This is a genomic window from Thioalkalivibrio sp. HL-Eb18 (assembly GCF_000364985.1).
Classification (GTDB): domain Bacteria; phylum Pseudomonadota; class Gammaproteobacteria; order Ectothiorhodospirales; family Ectothiorhodospiraceae; genus Thioalkalivibrio.
Genome location: NZ_KB822970.1, coordinates 67474 through 81954, shown reverse-complemented (window position 1 = coordinate 81954; position 14481 = coordinate 67474). Strand labels below are relative to the sequence as shown.

12 protein-coding genes are annotated in these 14481 nt (G+C 68.5%); 8 read left to right on the top strand and 4 right to left on the bottom strand.

What is annotated here, in order from left to right:
- Positions 1-180 precede the first annotated feature (180 nt).
- From leuS to F813_RS0109430, 8 genes are all read left to right on the top strand, one after another.
- On the top strand, positions 181-2772 hold the full coding sequence (leuS, locus tag F813_RS0109465; protein ID WP_017926368.1) for a leucine--tRNA ligase: 2592 nt from the start codon (positions 181-183) through the stop codon (positions 2770-2772).
- Complete coding sequence (gene lptE / locus F813_RS0109460) at positions 2769-3326, top strand: LPS assembly lipoprotein LptE (RefSeq protein WP_026148238.1); 558 nt, start codon at positions 2769-2771, stop codon at positions 3324-3326. The genes leuS and lptE overlap by 4 nt, the downstream gene beginning before the upstream one ends.
- Before the next feature lie 293 nt (positions 3327-3619).
- Positions 3620-4657 carry a DNA polymerase III subunit delta gene (gene holA, locus F813_RS0109455; protein ID WP_017926366.1) on the top strand — a complete coding sequence of 346 codons (1038 nt, stop codon included), beginning with the start codon at positions 3620-3622 and terminating at the stop codon, positions 4655-4657.
- Between the two features lie 4 nt (positions 4658-4661).
- Complete coding sequence (locus tag F813_RS0109450; protein WP_017926365.1) at positions 4662-5966, top strand: glutamate-5-semialdehyde dehydrogenase; 1305 nt, start codon at positions 4662-4664, stop codon at positions 5964-5966.
- A gap of 63 nt (positions 5967-6029) precedes the next feature.
- Positions 6030-6680 carry a nicotinate-nucleotide adenylyltransferase gene (gene nadD, locus F813_RS0109445; protein WP_017926364.1) on the top strand — a complete coding sequence of 217 codons (651 nt, stop codon included), beginning with the start codon at positions 6030-6032 and terminating at the stop codon, positions 6678-6680.
- 7 nt (positions 6681-6687) lie between these two features.
- Entirely contained in the window at positions 6688-7080 is a 393-nt protein-coding gene (rsfS, locus tag F813_RS0109440) for a ribosome silencing factor (RefSeq protein WP_012983490.1), read from the top strand.
- 15 nt (positions 7081-7095) lie between these two features.
- Positions 7096-7566 (top strand): 23S rRNA (pseudouridine(1915)-N(3))-methyltransferase RlmH, encoded by a 471-nt coding sequence (rlmH, locus tag F813_RS0109435; protein ID WP_012983489.1) that lies wholly within the window; start codon positions 7096-7098, stop codon positions 7564-7566.
- Positions 7563-8159, top strand: coding sequence for a nucleoside triphosphate pyrophosphatase (locus F813_RS0109430; protein ID WP_012983488.1), 597 nt, complete (start codon positions 7563-7565; stop codon positions 8157-8159). The genes rlmH and F813_RS0109430 overlap by 4 nt, the downstream gene beginning before the upstream one ends.
- 10 nt (positions 8160-8169) lie before the next feature.
- On the opposite strand, the gene F813_RS0109425 is transcribed toward F813_RS0109430, so the two are convergent.
- From F813_RS0109425 to ppc, 4 genes are all read right to left on the bottom strand, one after another.
- On the bottom strand, positions 8170-9594 hold the full coding sequence (locus F813_RS0109425) for a sigma-54 dependent transcriptional regulator (RefSeq protein WP_012983487.1): 1425 nt from the start codon (positions 9592-9594) through the stop codon (positions 8170-8172).
- Positions 9591-11240 (bottom strand): PAS domain-containing sensor histidine kinase, encoded by a 1650-nt coding sequence (locus tag F813_RS0109420; protein WP_012983486.1) that lies wholly within the window; start codon positions 11238-11240, stop codon positions 9591-9593. The genes F813_RS0109425 and F813_RS0109420 overlap by 4 nt, the downstream gene beginning before the upstream one ends.
- 21 nt (positions 11241-11261) lie before the next feature.
- Positions 11262-11543, bottom strand: coding sequence for a PP0621 family protein (locus tag F813_RS0109415; RefSeq protein ID WP_012983485.1), 282 nt, complete (start codon positions 11541-11543; stop codon positions 11262-11264).
- 66 nt (positions 11544-11609) lie between these two features.
- Positions 11610-14450 (bottom strand): phosphoenolpyruvate carboxylase, encoded by a 2841-nt coding sequence (gene ppc / locus F813_RS0109410; protein WP_017926362.1) that lies wholly within the window; start codon positions 14448-14450, stop codon positions 11610-11612.
- Positions 14451-14481 lie beyond the last annotated feature (31 nt).

The window sequence follows — 14481 nt, the reverse complement described above, 5'->3', positions numbered from 1 at the left end:
TGGGCTCACTGATTCCGTCCGTCGCGATGCGCAGTGGTTCCGGTCATTTTTTGAAGTCAGTCTCGAAAACCGGCGGGTTACCCGGGTGCCCCGGTCAGCGTGGTTTGCTTGGAGGGGGTACGGGCGGCTGGTATTCTGCGCAGTTCTTTGTTTCCCGCGATAAAGGCACAGGTGAGGCGCATGCAGGAGCAGTATTCCCCGGAGGAGATCGAGGTGCAGGTACAGCGCCAGTGGGAGGAGTCCGACTGCTTCCGTGCGCGCGAGGACGCCCCTGGCGAGCCGTTCTACTGCCTGTCCATGTTCCCCTACCCCTCGGGCAAGCTGCACATGGGCCATGTGCGCAACTACACCATCGGCGACGTGATCGCGCGCTTTCAGCGCATGCAGGGCCGGAGCGTGCTGCAGCCGATGGGCTGGGACGCCTTCGGCCTGCCGGCGGAAAACGCGGCAATGCAGAATCACGTACCTCCCGCCGCCTGGACGCGCCAGAACATCGAGCAGATGCGCACCCAGCTCAAGCGCCTGGGCTTCGCCTACGACTGGTCGCGCGAGTTCGCCACCTGCGACGCCGACTACTACCGCTGGGAACAGTGGCTGTTCGTGCGCCTGCTGAAGAAGGGCCTGGTCTATCGCAAGAAGGCGACCGTGAACTGGGACCCGGTGGACCAGACCGTGCTCGCCAACGAGCAGGTGATCGAGGGCCGCGGCTGGCGCTCCGGTGCGCTGGTCGAGCGCCGTGAGATGCCGCAGTGGTTCCTGCGTATCACCGACTACGCCGACGAGTTGCTGGAGGCCCTGGACGGGCTGAACGGCTGGCCGGACCAGGTGCGTACCATGCAGCGCAACTGGATCGGCCGTTCCGAGGGCGTGGAACTGGAGTTCGCGGTGGACGGTGGCGAGCCGCTGACTGTCTACACCACGCGCCCGGACACCCTGTTCGGCGTCTCCTACATGGCGCTGGCCCCGGAACACCCGCGGGTGCAGGCGCTGGCGGAGAACGACGCCGAACTGGCCGCGTTCGTCGCCGACTGTGCGCAGGGCGGGGTGGCCGAGGCCGATCTCGCGACCATGGAGAAGAAGGGCCGGTCGCTGGGCTTTACCGCCCGCCATCCGCTGACCGGTGCGGAGGTCCCGGTCTGGGTCGCCAACTTCGTGCTGATGGAATACGGCACCGGCGCGGTGATGGCCGTGCCCGCGCACGACGAGCGCGACCACGAGTTCGCGACCCAATACGACCTGCCGATTCGGCAGGTGATTGCCCCGGCCGACGGTGCCGAGTGCGATGTACAGGCTGCGGCCTTCACCGATCCCGGCGTGCTGGTGAACTCCGGCGATTTCGACGGGCAGGCCTCCGAGGTGGCCAAGGCCGCGATCGCCGAGCACCTGGAGCAGTCCGGGCTGGGCCGGCGTCGGCGCAACTACCGCCTGCGCGACTGGGGCATCTCGCGCCAGCGTTACTGGGGCTGCCCGATTCCGGTGATCCACTGCGACGCCTGCGGGGCGGTGCCGGTACCGGAAGAAGACCTGCCGGTGCGCCTGCCGGAGGACGTGATCCCGGACGGCGCCGGCTCGCCGCTGGCGCGCATGCCCGAGTTCTTCGAGGCGACCTGCCCGGAATGCGGCAAGCCGGCACGGCGCGAGACCGATACCTTCGACACCTTCTTCGAATCCAGCTGGTACTTCGCCCGTTACGCCTGTGCCGACAACGACACGGCGATGCTGGATGCACGCGCCGACCACTGGTTGCCGGTGGATCAGTACGTTGGCGGCATCGAGCACGCGGTGCTGCATCTGCTGTATGCGCGCTTCTTCCACAAGCTGCTGCGCGACGAGGGCCTGCTGGCCTCGGACGAGCCCTTCACCCGGCTGCTGACCCAGGGCATGGTGATCGCGCCGACCTTCTACCGCGAGCGCGATGACGGCGGGAAGGACTGGATCAACCCGGCGGACGTCGAGCTGGAGCGCGCAGAGGATGGCTCGGTCAAGGCCGCGCGCCACCGCGAGGACGGTCTGCCGGTGATGGTCGGTGGCATGGAAAAGATGTCCAAGTCGAAGAACAACGGCGTGGACCCGCAGGCCCTGATCGAACGCTTCGGCGCGGATACCGCGCGGCTGTTCACCATGTTCGCGGCTCCCCCGGACCTGTCGCTGGAGTGGTCCGACTCCGGCGTCGAGGGCGCGCATCGCTTCATCAAGCGCCTGTGGCGGGCGGTGCACGAGCACGTGAACGGCGATGCGCCGGGCGCGCTGGAGGTGGACGCGCTGGACGATGCCGGGCGCGAACTGCGGCGCAAGCTGCACGACACCATCGCCAAGGTCACTGACGACATCGGCCGGCGCCAGACCTTCAACACCGCGGTGGCCGCGAACATGGAACTGCTGAACGACCTCGGCAAGTTCCCGCAGGACGCGGCCGGGGCCGCTGCGGTGCGTCAGGAGGCGCTGGAGGGCATCGTGCGCATGCTGGCGCCAATCATCCCGCATGTGACCGAGACCCTGTGGCGCGTGCTGGGCCATGACGAGCTGGTCGCGACCACCGCCTGGCCGACGGTTGACGAGGCCGCGCGCCAGGCCGCGCAGGAGACCCTGGCGGTGCAGGTGAACGGCAAGCGGCGCGCCGAGATCGCGGTCCCCGCCGGTGCCGATCGCGACGCGATCGAGGCCACCGCGCGGGGTGACGAGAACGTGCAGCGGCACATCGAGGGGCACAACGTGGTGAAGGTCATCGTGGTGCCCGGTCGCCTGGTGAACTTCGTGGTGAAGCCGCAATGAGCGCGGTGCTACGCGCAGTGCTGGTCGTATGGCTGGCGGTTGCCGTGGCCGCCTGCGGCTTCCAGCTGCGCGGCAGCATGGACTGGCCGGAGGCCCTGGCCCCGGTGCAGATCACTGGCGTGAATCCGCGTGATTCCCTGTACCGCGAGCTGGCAGTGGCCTTCGGCTCGGCCGGGGTCGAGGTGGTCGATCAGCGTCCCGAGGGGCAGGGGGCCACCCTGGACGTGCGTTCCGTGCGCGACCGGCGGCGCACGCTGTCGGTGACCGACGCCGCACGGGTCGCGGAGTACGAACTGATCCGGTCGGTGGACGTGCGCCTGCGCCCGGTGGACGGAGAGGCCGTGGATCTGGGCACGTTGCACGCGAGTCGGATCTACCTGTTCGACGGCTCGGCGGTGCTCAGCCGTTCCGAGCGCGAGGAGACCCTGCGCGAGGCGATGAACCGGGATATCGTCAGCCAGCTGCAGCGTCGCATCGAGGCGGTGATCGGCCCCGACGGGCAGTTGCGCACGGATGTCGAGTTCGAGGACGACGAACCGTCAAGGGAACACTGATCCATGTACACACTCGCGTTGGTACCCCAGGTTTTCCGAGACAAGGCGCGTCGGGCAGCGGGTAGTGGTTCTACCCGCAAGCGGCGCAACGCAGGATCGGGGAACCTGGGGTGCCAACCCCGAAGGGGCTCGGCCGCCCGTTGTGATCAAAAACGGGCGTGGGAACCGCGTTGCGGCTCCCTTGTGCAGAATGACTGCACGGCAGTCACCGCGCCTTGTTCGCACGCAAAAGCGACTCGAGCGCGAGCGTGTACATGGATCAGTGTTCCCTTAACTGGAGAACCTACCGACTGATGGCCCAGGATCTCGCCCGCCTGGAACAGGATCTGGCGCGCGGCGTGGCGCCGATCTACCTGCTACTGGCCGAGGAGCCGCTGCAGGCGATCGAGGCAGCCGATGCGATCCGCGCGGCGGCCCGTGACCAGGGCTATCTGGAACGGACCGTGCTGGACATGACCGCGCAGTCCGACTGGGCGCCGTTCGAGTCCGCGATCCGCGACCGGTCCCTGTTCGCCGAGCGCAGCGTGCTGGACCTGCGCCTGGCCACCGGAAAGCCGGGCAAGGTGGGTGGCGATCACCTGAAGGCGTATGCGGTCGAGCCCCAGGATGACCTCGTGCTGCTGGTGCAGCTCCCGCGGCCGGATCGGGACATGCGCCGGGCGGCCTGGTTCAAGGCGCTGGAGAACCGCGCCGTGGTGCTGCACGCGCGCCCGATCCCTCCATCCCGGCTGGGTCCGTGGGTCCGCGCCCGCCTGCAGCGCCACGGCCTGACGATCACGGAGCCGGCGCTGGCGCTGCTGGTCTCGCGCATCGAGGGCAATCTGCTGGCCGCGCGCCAGGAGATCGAGAAGCTGGCGCTGGCGGGCGTGACCGAGATCGACGAGGCCGTGCTGGCGGAGGCCACCACCGACGCCGCGCGTTTCGAACTGTTTGCCCTGGCCCCGACCGCACTGCGCGGCGATGCCCGCCATGCCCTGCGCATGCTGGAAGGGTTGCTGGACGAGGGGCAGCCGGAGCCCCTGATCCTCTGGGCGCTGGCGCGCGAATGCCGTTTGCTGGTGCAGGCGATGGAACGCAAGGCGGCCGGGGCGCCGGATCGCGAGGCCTTCCAGGGCAGCTTCGGGGACGGCCAGAAGGCCTTGCGCCAGGCGATGTCGCGGCTGAGCCTGCCGGCGGCGCGCGGGCTGCTGGGCGAGGCCGCGCGTGTGGATCGGGTCATCAAGGGTCAGGAAAACGGCAACGCCCGGCAGGGGTTGCTAAACTTGGTGGCCCGTATGGCAGGACGCCGGTTGTCCCGGCCATTGCCAGCACTGAACACCGAACGAGTCTGATTGCATGAACGCTGCCGTACACCCGACCGAATCCGCTGCCGCCGACGTGATCGCCCAGGTCGAAGCCCTGGGGCGCGCCGCTCGCGTGGCCTCGCGGCGCATGGCCGAGGCCGAGCCGGGCGCGAAGAACGCGGCACTGCACGCGATCGCTGAGGGTATCGCCGCGCGGCGTGCGGAGCTGGTGGAGGCCAACAGCCGCGACCTGGAGGCGGGGCGAGAGCGCGGCCTGGACGCCGCGATGCTGGACCGCCTGGCGCTGACCGACGCACGCATTGACACGATGATCGAGGGTTGTCGCCAGGTGGCCGGGCTGCCCGATCCGGTGGGCACCATCACCGATATGGCCTATCAGCCGAGTGGCATCCAGGTGGGTCAGATGCGCGTGCCCCTGGGCGTGATCGGCATCATCTACGAGTCGCGTCCGAACGTGACCATCGACGCCGCGGCCCTGTGCCTGAAGTCCGGCAACGCCGCGATCCTGCGCGGCGGTTCCGAGGCCCTGCACTCGAATCAGGCCCTGGCCGCGATCATCCAGGCCGGGCTGGAGCAGGCGGGCCTGCCGCGCGAGGCGGTGCAGGTGGTGCCGACCACCGACCGCGCGGCGGTGGGCGCGCTGCTGCGCATGCCACAGTACGTGGACGTGATCGTCCCGCGCGGCGGCAAGGGCCTGATCGAGCGTGTCAGCAACGAGTCGCAGATCCCGGTGATCAAGCACCTGGACGGTGTCTGCCATGTCTACGTGGATGGCGGGGCCGCTCTCGACAAGGCGCTGGCCGTGGCGGTGAACGCCAAGACCCAGCGCTATGGCACCTGCAATACCATGGAGACGCTGCTGGTGCACGCGGATCAGGCCGAGGCCTTCCTGCCGCGTCTGGCGGCGGCGTTGGCGGAGCACCAGGTGAGTCTGCGGGGCTGCGCGCGCACCCGTGCCATCCTTGCCGACAGCGCGGCGGACATCGCCGAGGCCACCGAGGACGACTGGGTGGCCGAGTACCTGGGACCGATCCTCGCGATCCGCGTGGTCGACGACCTGGATGCGGCGATCGACCACATCAACACCTATGGCTCGCACCACACCGACAGCATCGTGACCGAGGACTACACCCGGGCCCGGCGCTTCCTGCGCGCGGTGGATTCCAGCTCGGTGATGGTGAACGCCTCCACCCGCTTCGCCGATGGTTTCGAGTACGGTCTGGGCGCGGAGATCGGTATCTCCACCGACAAGCTGCACGCGCGCGGTCCGGTGGGCCTGCACGGCCTGACCACCCTCAAGTATGTGGTGTTCGGCGACGGTCATGTACGTAGCTAAGGGAGACGCTGATTCGAGCGCGGACGCGCGATTGAATCAGCGTCTCCCTGGGGCGATTCCCGCGTGATCGGGATTCTCGGCGGCACCTTCGACCCGATCCACTTCGGCCACCTGCGCCCGGCTCTGGAGATCCAGCAGCATCTGGGGCTCGATCAGGTGCGTTTCGTCCCCTGTCATGTCCCGCCGCATCGCACGAGCCCGGGCACCGGCAGCGCTGACCGCCTGGCGATGGTGGAACAGGCGGTCCGCCATGTGCCGGGCTTCGTGGCCGACCGCCGCGAGCTGGATCGCGAAGGGCCCTCCTATACGGTCGATACCCTGCTGAGCTTTCGCGAGGAGCTGGGGCCGGAGACCCCGCTGGTGCTGATCATGGGCATGGATGCCTTCGCCGGTCTGCCGTCGTGGAACCGCTGGGAACAGCTGTTCGATCTGGCCCATATCGTGGTCTCGCATCGCCCGGGCAGTCCGGCCTCGCAGGAACTGGGCGGCTGGCTGGGCAATGCGGCCACGCATGACTCGGCCGCGCTGCGTTCCAGCCCGGCGGGCCGGGTGTACTTCCAGGCGGTGACCCAGCTCGATATCTCCGCCACGGCCATCCGCGACGAGTTGCGCGCCGGGCGCAGCCCGCGCTTTCTGCTCCCTGGGGCCGTTAACCGCTACATTCAGGACCACGGCCTGTACCGGGCCGGGGTCCAACGACATCACGGAACCTGATCGATACATGAACAGCGAACAACTGCTTGAACTCGTGACCACCGCGCTGGAAGACATCAAGGCGCAGAACATTCGCACCATCGATGTGCGCGGCAAGACCACACTGGCCGACTACATGGTGATCGCCTCCGGGACCTCCGGGCGGCATGTGCAGTCGGCGGCCGAATCGGTCGCACTCGAGGCGAAGAAGGCCGGCATCCAGCCGTTGGGGGTCGAGGGCCAGGAGAGCCAGGAGTGGGTGCTGGTGGACCTGAACGACGTGATCGTCCACGTGATGCTCCCGGAAACCCGCGACTTCTACAACCTGGAAAAGCTCTGGCTGGCCGAGGAGGCCGCGGATACCGAAAAGGCCGCCCCGGAAGACCCCAGCCTGGAGCGCGTCCGCCGCCTGCGCGGCTGACCGGGGCGCGCCGCCATGCGCCTGGACCTGATCGCGATCGGCAAGCGCATGCCCGACTGGGTGGCGGCCGGTTTCGACGAATACGCCGGTCGCCTGCCGCGCGAGCTGAACCTGAACCTGCAGGGCCTGGCCGGCCCCTCCGGGGCCAAGTCCATGGATACGGCCACGCTGCTGCGGCGTGAGGGCGAGATCCTGCTGAAGGCCATCCCCGAGGGCGCCCGCGTGATCCTGCTGGACGAGCGCGGCAAGGGTGTGGACACGAAGGGCGTCGCGCGGCGCCTGGCGGACTGGCAGCAGGACGGGCGCGATGTCGCACTGGTGATCGGCGGGGCCGCGGGGCTGGATGAGGCCGTGCGCGCCCGCGCGGAATGGGCCTGGTCGCTGTCGCCGCTGACCTTCCCGCACATGCTGGTGCGGGTACTGGTCGCCGAGCAGATCTACCGTGCCTGGTCGCTGCTGAACAACCACCCCTACCATCGCGCGTGACGCCCGTGGCTCATCCGCTGTTACTGGCCTCCGCCTCCCCGCGCCGCCGCGAGCTGCTGGAGCAGATCCAGCTCGTCTTCGAAGTAGCCCCGATGGATGTGGACGAGACCCCGCGGCCGGGCGAGTCACCAGAGGTGCTGGTCGAGCGCCTCGCCATCGCCAAGGCCGAGGCGGCCCTCGAACGCAGCGCCCCGGGGCAGTGGGTGCTGGCCGCGGATACCGTAGTCGCGGTGGGCGGCGAGGCCCTGGGAAAGCCCGCGGCTTTTGCCGACGCCGCGGCCATGCTGCAGCGCCTTTCCGGCGGGGAGCACCGGGTGGTGTCCGGCATGGCGCTGGGCCGCCCCGGTGAATCCATGCGGGCGCGCACTGTGACGACCCGTGTGCGCATGCGGCCGCTGACGCCATCCGACATCGAGCACTACTGGGCGACGGGCGAGCCCCGCGGCAAGGCCGGGGCCTATGCGATCCAGGGGCGCGGTGCCGCCTTTGTCGAGTGGATCGCGGGTTCCTATACCAACGTGGTCGGCCTCCCGCTGTTCGAGCTCGAACAGTGGCTGGCGAGAATCCCCGACCCGCCGCCGCGCCGCGCCTGATCTGTCCCTTTTACTCGATCCCGAGCTTCTTGAGCCGATAGCGCAGCTGGCGAAAGCTGAGCCCAAGCAGGCGCGCCGCCGCCGTGCGGTTGCCGCCGGTCTGCTGCAGCGCCGTGGCGATGGCCTGGCGTTCCTGCTCGGCCAGGCGCTGGTCCAGGGCGACGTCGTCCGCCGTGGCCGTCGGTATCTCGCGCCGGGGCGGGGGTGGTACAAAGCCCGGGGCCTCGGCCGATGGCAAGGGTTCGCCATGTGCGGAACGGGGCAGGTCAATGCTGTCGGCGTGTATCGTGGGGCCCTCGCTGAGGGTGGCCGCGCGTTCGAGGATGTTCTCCAGTTCGCGCACGTTCCCCGGGAAGGGATGCCGGGCGAGAACCTCGAGTGCGTCCGGCGCCAGTTCCAGCGGTTCGGTACCCCACTGCTCGCTGATCCGTGCCAGCACGCACTGGGCCAGCACCGGGATGTCCTCGCGTCGTTCACGTAGCGCAGGGACCTTCAGTTCGATCACGTTCAGGCGGTAGTAGAGGTCCTGGCGGAAGCGCCCCTCGGCCACCGCGCGCTCCAGGTCGTGGTGGGTGGCCGACAAAAGGCGCACGTCCACCGGGATCTCGCGCGTGCCCCCGACCGGCTTGATCGCGCGTTCCTGGATCGCGCGCAGCAGCTTGACCTGCATGGGCAGCGGCAGGTCGGCGACCTCGTCGAGAAACAGCGTGCCGCCGCTGGCGGCCTGGAACAGCCCGGTGTGATCCTGCGTGGCCCCGGTGAAGGCCCCCTTGCGGTGGCCGAAGAACTCGCTCTCCATCAGCTCGCCGGGGATTGCCGCGCAATTGACCGGCACAAATGGGCGATCACTGCGCGGCCCCAGGCGATGGATCTCGCGTGCCACCAGCTCCTTGCCGGAGCCGGATTCGCCACGGATGAACACCGGTGCCTGGCTGCGCGCCAGCTTCTGGATCGTCGCTCGCAGGGTCTGCATCGGCGGGGCCTGACCGAGCAGGGGGCTGTCGATGCGGGTGGTTTCGGCGTCCGGGACCGTGTCGGTATTCAGCGCGCCGGGCAGGTCGGGGGCGGGTTCCATTCGCAGTGCGGTGTCAATCAGCTCGCGCAGCTGCTGCAGGTCCACCGGCTTGCTGACAAAGTCGAATGCGCCCAGCTTGAGGGCCTGGACAGCGGTGTCCACACTCCCGTGGGCCGTGATCACGGCCACCGGAAGGTCCGGGCGCTGACCCTGGATGTGGCGCACGAGGTCCAGCCCGTCGCCATCGGGCAGGCGCATGTCGGTCAGACAGAGGTCAAAGTCCCGCGCGGCGAGCAGTTCGCGCGCCCCGTTCAGGTGTTCCGTCGTGGTGGCCTCGATCCCCATGCGGGAGAGGGTGATCTCGAGGAGTTCGCAGATGTCCGGTTCGTCGTCCACGACCAGGACGTGGCGAATGCTCATGCGCGTTCCCTCGCGGGGTCCGTCGACGATGCTTCCGTGCTGCTATTGCCCGCGACTGTTTCGGTCGGGGCGAACAGGATGCGGAAGCACCCGCCGGTGGGTGTGCTGACGTACTCCAGGGTTGCCCCGTTGTTCTCGCACAACATGCGCGAGATGTACAGGCCCAGCCCGGAACCCCCGCCGCTGCTCGAGACAAACGGTTCGAACAGGTCGGAGCGCTGATCCGGCGCAATGCCGGGTCCTGCGTCGAGGATATCGAGACTGACTACCCGGGCGACCTGGCCGGCGCCGCCACGCAGCACGATCGGCGGTGCGCCCGGCTGGTCGTGGCCCCCGTGTATGCGGGCATTGGTGCACAGGTTCCACAGGACCTGATTCAGCTGCGACGGGTCGAACAGCACTTCGGAATCATACGGCTCGACCCTGGCGTGCAGTGCGACGCGCGGGATCTGCAGGGCGCCGCAGAACTCGTCGACGAAGCGGTCGAGAAACTCCTGCAGGTTCAGCCGCTCGCGTTGCCCGGTATCGCGTCGCGACAGGCTCAGCACGTTGGAGATCAGCTCGTTCACGCGCTTGCTCTGCTTGTTGATGATGGTCAGCAGGCGTTGGTCGGGCCGGGTCAGCTGGGGTGACTCGGCGAGCAACTGGGCACTGTGGCTGATCGCGCCCAGCGGATTGCGGATCTCGTGGGCGATACTCGCGGTCAGGCGGCCGAGCGCCTGCAGCTTGCTGGCCTGTGCCTGGCGCTGGATCTCCGCGAGATCCTCAAGGATCAGGAGTGTCCCGCGGTCGCCCAGGGGGGTCAGGCGGACCTGCAGGGCGGGCTGGTCACGATCCCCCGGCAGCTGTTGCGTGTCCGTGCGCATCCCCGTGCTTTGCCATTGCTCGACCCGCTGGGCCAGCGCGGGCGAGATCGCGGCCAGTTGGCGGCCGGGGCGAGGCGGGAGCAGGCGGCGCGCGGCCTCGTTGATCGAACGGATCTCGCCATCCGGGTCGACCGCGATGACGCCGGCGCTCATCCGCGCGATGATCTGGGCGTTGAGTTCGGCGAGGTTGGCCAGGTCCTCTTCCTGTCGCTCGACCTGGGCGCGGGTCGCCCCGGCCCGGCGTGCGACATGCCGGGCGAGAAGCCCGGCGGCGAATAGCGTGGCGCCGAGCAGCCCGGCCTGGGTCAGGCCCGAGCCGTCCTGGTCCAGCAGAACAATCGCGGCTGCCTCGGCCGTTAGCAGGCCCAGGGTGGCCACGGCTGCCAGCGACAGGCTCAGCCGTCCTCCGGAGAGCAGGGTGGCGGCCACCACCGCGGGGATCAGCAACAGGCCGATGCCGGTGCCCACGCCGCCTGCGACCAGGACCAGCGCGACCAGGCTGATGGTGTCGCCAATCCCGCCCAGTAGCGCGAGAGCCGCCAGACTGGTCGTGTTGGGGTCGCGGGCCGGGCGCCAGGTCATCGCCGCGACGAACAGCGCAAAGACCAGATAGCCACCGGCGAGCGCGGGATACATCTCCGGTGCCACGGCTTGCAGCCCCACGGGGCCCTCGGGCACCAGCCCCAGGATCAGCAGGACGCTGGCGACAAAGACCCGGTAGAGCGCGAACAGCCAGGCCGAGCGGCGCGTGTCGGCATCAAGCGCGATGGGGCCCCCCATGGATGCCGACCTCCCGCTGGATCAGTCGGCGCCCGAGTCGGAACCGGGCCCGGCGTTCTGCCGGTTGCGGTCGATCTCGGCGTGTTGCGGGGAGCAGTAGAGGCGATCGCCATCGCGGTGGGCCTCGGCCTCCGGGACGTGTACGCCACAGTAGGCGCAACGAATCACCGCGCCGCCTTCCTTCAGGCGTTCGGGGCGGGTGTCACGCGAGACGGACTCCTTGCGTGCGCTGGTGGAGCGCACCAGGGTGCGGACCGCCAGAAAGACAGCGACGATGGCAACGATGAGCAGCAGCAGGCGCATGCCGCGATTCTAACGCAAGGCGGTGCGCACCGCCCCCCGGTCCAGCGCGGGGGCGGATGACTGTGTTCAGCCCGTGTTGCGCATCCCGGCGGCGATCGCGTTGATCGAGCGCAGCAGTGGCGACAGCCAGGGGTTGTCCGCGTCATCGTCGGCCTGGGCATCGAACTGACGCGACTCGCGCAGCAGGTGGATCTGGATGCTGTTGAGCGGGTCCAGATACGGGTTGCGCCGTTGCAGCGAGCGCGCCAGCAGCGGCGTCTCGTCCATCAGGTTGTCCAGCCGGGCGACGCGCAGGACCTCGTTGACCGTGCGCGTGTGTTCCTCGCGTACGCGCGAGTACAGGCGCTCGGCCAGTGCCGGATCGCTGCAAAGGCGCGCGTACTCGGCCGCGGTGCGCATGTCGGCCTTGGTCAGCGCCATCTGGCAGTTTGACAGCAGGGACCGGAAGAACGGCCACTCCTGGTACATCCGCTGCAGCTGTTCCAGGCGTGCCGGATCCTCGCCCCGCCACTGCTCCAGCGCCGATCCGATCCCGTACCAGGCGGGCAGGGTATGGCGCGACTGCGCCCAGCCGAACACCCAGGGGATCGCCCGTATCGAGCTCTTGGAACGGTCCGTCTTGCGCCGGTGCGAGGGCCGCGAGCCGATGTTCAGGAAACCGATCTCCTGCACCGGGGTGATCTCGTAGAAGTAGTCGAGAATCCCCGGTGTGCGGTCGATCAGGTCGCGGTAGGCATCCTCGCCGGCACGGGCCAGCTCGTCCATCGTGGCGCGGTATTCGTCACGGTCCTGGCGTGCCGGGCGGATCAGGCTGCGCGAGGCGAGCATCAGACCGGTCGCCCCCATGCCCAGTTCGTAGACCGCGGTCTCTGCATTGGAGTACTTGTACGACAGTACCTCGCCCTGCTCGGTGAACTTGATCCGCCCCTGCACGGTGGCCGGGGGCTGGGCGAGGATGGACTCATGGGTCGGGCCGCCACCGCGGCCCACGGTGCCGCCGCGCCCGTGGAACAGCTGGCAGCGCACGCCAAAGCGGTCGGTGATCCCGACGATCTTCTTCTGCGCCTCGTAAAGGTTCCAGCTGGAGGCGAGGATGCCGCCATCCTTGCAGGAGTCGGAGTAGCCGAGCATCACGTCCTGGACGTTGCCGGAGGCCGCCAGCAGGCGGGCATAGACCGGGTTGGACAGCAGGCCCTCCAGCACATCCTCGACGTGCAGCAGGTCCTCGATGGTCTCGAACAGTGGCGAGATGCGCAGGTGGCAGAACGGCTCGCCGCTCTCGTCTTCGCCGGCCAGCCCCGCCAGACGGCCCAGCAGCAGGACCTCCAGCACATGCGAGGCGGCATGGGTCATCGAGATCACATAGGTGCCGATGCCGTCCGGACCGATCTCGCGGCGCATCGCCTGGATGACCTCGAATACGCGCAGGGTCTCCAGCGCGCCCTCGTCGAGGGCCTCGCGATTCAGATCGGCCAGCGCCGGTGCCGCGATCAGATCGCTCAGGACCTTCTGACGGTCGGACTCGTCCAGCGTGTTGTAGTCGACCTCCGGGGCCAGTTGCTGCAGCAGCTGGGCGACGGCCTCGCCATGGACCGTGGACTCCTGGCGCACATCCAGGTGATGCAGGTGGAAGCCGCAGGTCTCGACCAGGCGGATCAGGTCGGTCAGCGCGCCGGAGGCGATGTTGCGGTCGCCATGGCTGATCAGCGAGTCGCGGATCAGGTTCAGGTCCTGCAGAAAGGCATCGGCGTCGGCGTAGGCGCTGTTGGTCGGCAGCACGGCCGCTTCGCCCTGGATGCGCCGGCAGACCGTCTCCAGCGTCTCGCGCAGGCGGTAGCGCATGATGTACAGCTTGCGCCGGTACGGCTCGCTCTCGAAACGGTCGGAGGCGCCGTGGAACACGGCGTTGGCGATGTTGCTGTCGGCGTCCAGGCTGTCGAGGAATTCCTGCGACGGTTGGCACATGTAGGCCGAGTGGGTGAGGACATTGCGCAGGTGGTTGACCCGCTTGATGTATTCGCGCAGGACCTGTTCCATCGCCAGGCGACAGGCCAGTTCGGTGACTTCCGGGGTGACGTTCGGGTTGCCGTCGCGGTCCCCGCCGATCCAGGAGCCGAAGTGCAGAAAGGCCGGGATGCGCACGGGCAGGCTGCCGTCGGGGTGTACCCCGTAGATGCGCCGGATGGCCTTCTCCAGGAAGCGGTAGGACTGCGGTATCGCCTCGAACAGGCTCTCCTCGAAATAGAACAGCCCGTACTTGATCTCGTCCTGGACCTGCGGCTTTTTCACCCGCACCTCGTTGGTGCGCCACAGTAGCTGGATCTGGGTCTCCAGCTCCTCGATGATCAGGCGGCGCTCTTCCTCGCCCAGCTCGGGCTGGTTGAGCCGGTCGGCCGTCTCGAACACACGGCGCTGGTTCTCCATCGTGGTCCGGCGACGGGCCTCGGTGGGGTGCGCGGTGAACACCGGCTGGTAGTGCAGTTCCGCGAGCAGGCGTTCCAGTTCGGCGGCGGTCACGCCCTCGTTGTGCAATTCGCGCAGCGTCTGGTCGAACGAACCGGTCCACAGCGGTTCTCCGCTGGAGACCTGCGCGCGCCGCCAGCGGTAGAACAGGTCTTCCTCGGCGATGTTGACCAGGCTGAAGTAGATGCTGAACGCGCGGATTACGCGTTCGGTCAGGGCGGCGTCAAAATGGGTGATGTCCGCCATCAGACGCTGGCGCAGCTGGGGATCTTCGTCCTTGCGCAGGCTCACGAAACCGCGGCGGAGCTTTTCCACCGCGTCGAATACGGTCTGGCCTTCCAGCTTGCGAATGACGTTACCCAGCAGTTCGCCGAACAGGCGCACGCGGGCGCGCAGTTCCTTGTCCTTGGGCAGGAATCGGTCGTCTAGGTCGGTTTGAGTCATAAGCCCTTCTGCACGCACAAGGCCGGCCCAT

Bases quoted from the DNA above. Each gene is read 5' to 3' on its own strand.
- F813_RS0109425 (WP_012983487.1), bottom strand. From the start codon at position 9,594: ATGAGCATTCGCCACGTCCTGGTCGTGGACGACGAACCGGACATCTGC.
- ppc (WP_017926362.1), bottom strand. From the start codon at position 14,450: ATGACTCAAACCGACCTAGACGACCGATTCCTGCCCAAGGACAAGGAA.
- holA (WP_017926366.1), top strand. From the start codon at position 3,620: ATGGCCCAGGATCTCGCCCGCCTGGAACAGGATCTGGCGCGCGGCGTG.
- lptE (WP_026148238.1), top strand. From the start codon at position 2,769: ATGAGCGCGGTGCTACGCGCAGTGCTGGTCGTATGGCTGGCGGTTGCC.
- rsfS (WP_012983490.1), top strand. From the start codon at position 6,688: ATGAACAGCGAACAACTGCTTGAACTCGTGACCACCGCGCTGGAAGAC.
- F813_RS0109415 (WP_012983485.1), bottom strand. From the start codon at position 11,543: ATGCGCCTGCTGCTGCTCATCGTTGCCATCGTCGCTGTCTTTCTGGCG.
- rlmH (WP_012983489.1), top strand. From the start codon at position 7,096: ATGCGCCTGGACCTGATCGCGATCGGCAAGCGCATGCCCGACTGGGTG.
- F813_RS0109450 (WP_017926365.1), top strand. From the start codon at position 4,662: ATGAACGCTGCCGTACACCCGACCGAATCCGCTGCCGCCGACGTGATC.
- leuS (WP_017926368.1), top strand. From the start codon at position 181: ATGCAGGAGCAGTATTCCCCGGAGGAGATCGAGGTGCAGGTACAGCGC.
- F813_RS0109420 (WP_012983486.1), bottom strand. From the start codon at position 11,240: ATGGGGGGCCCCATCGCGCTTGATGCCGACACGCGCCGCTCGGCCTGG.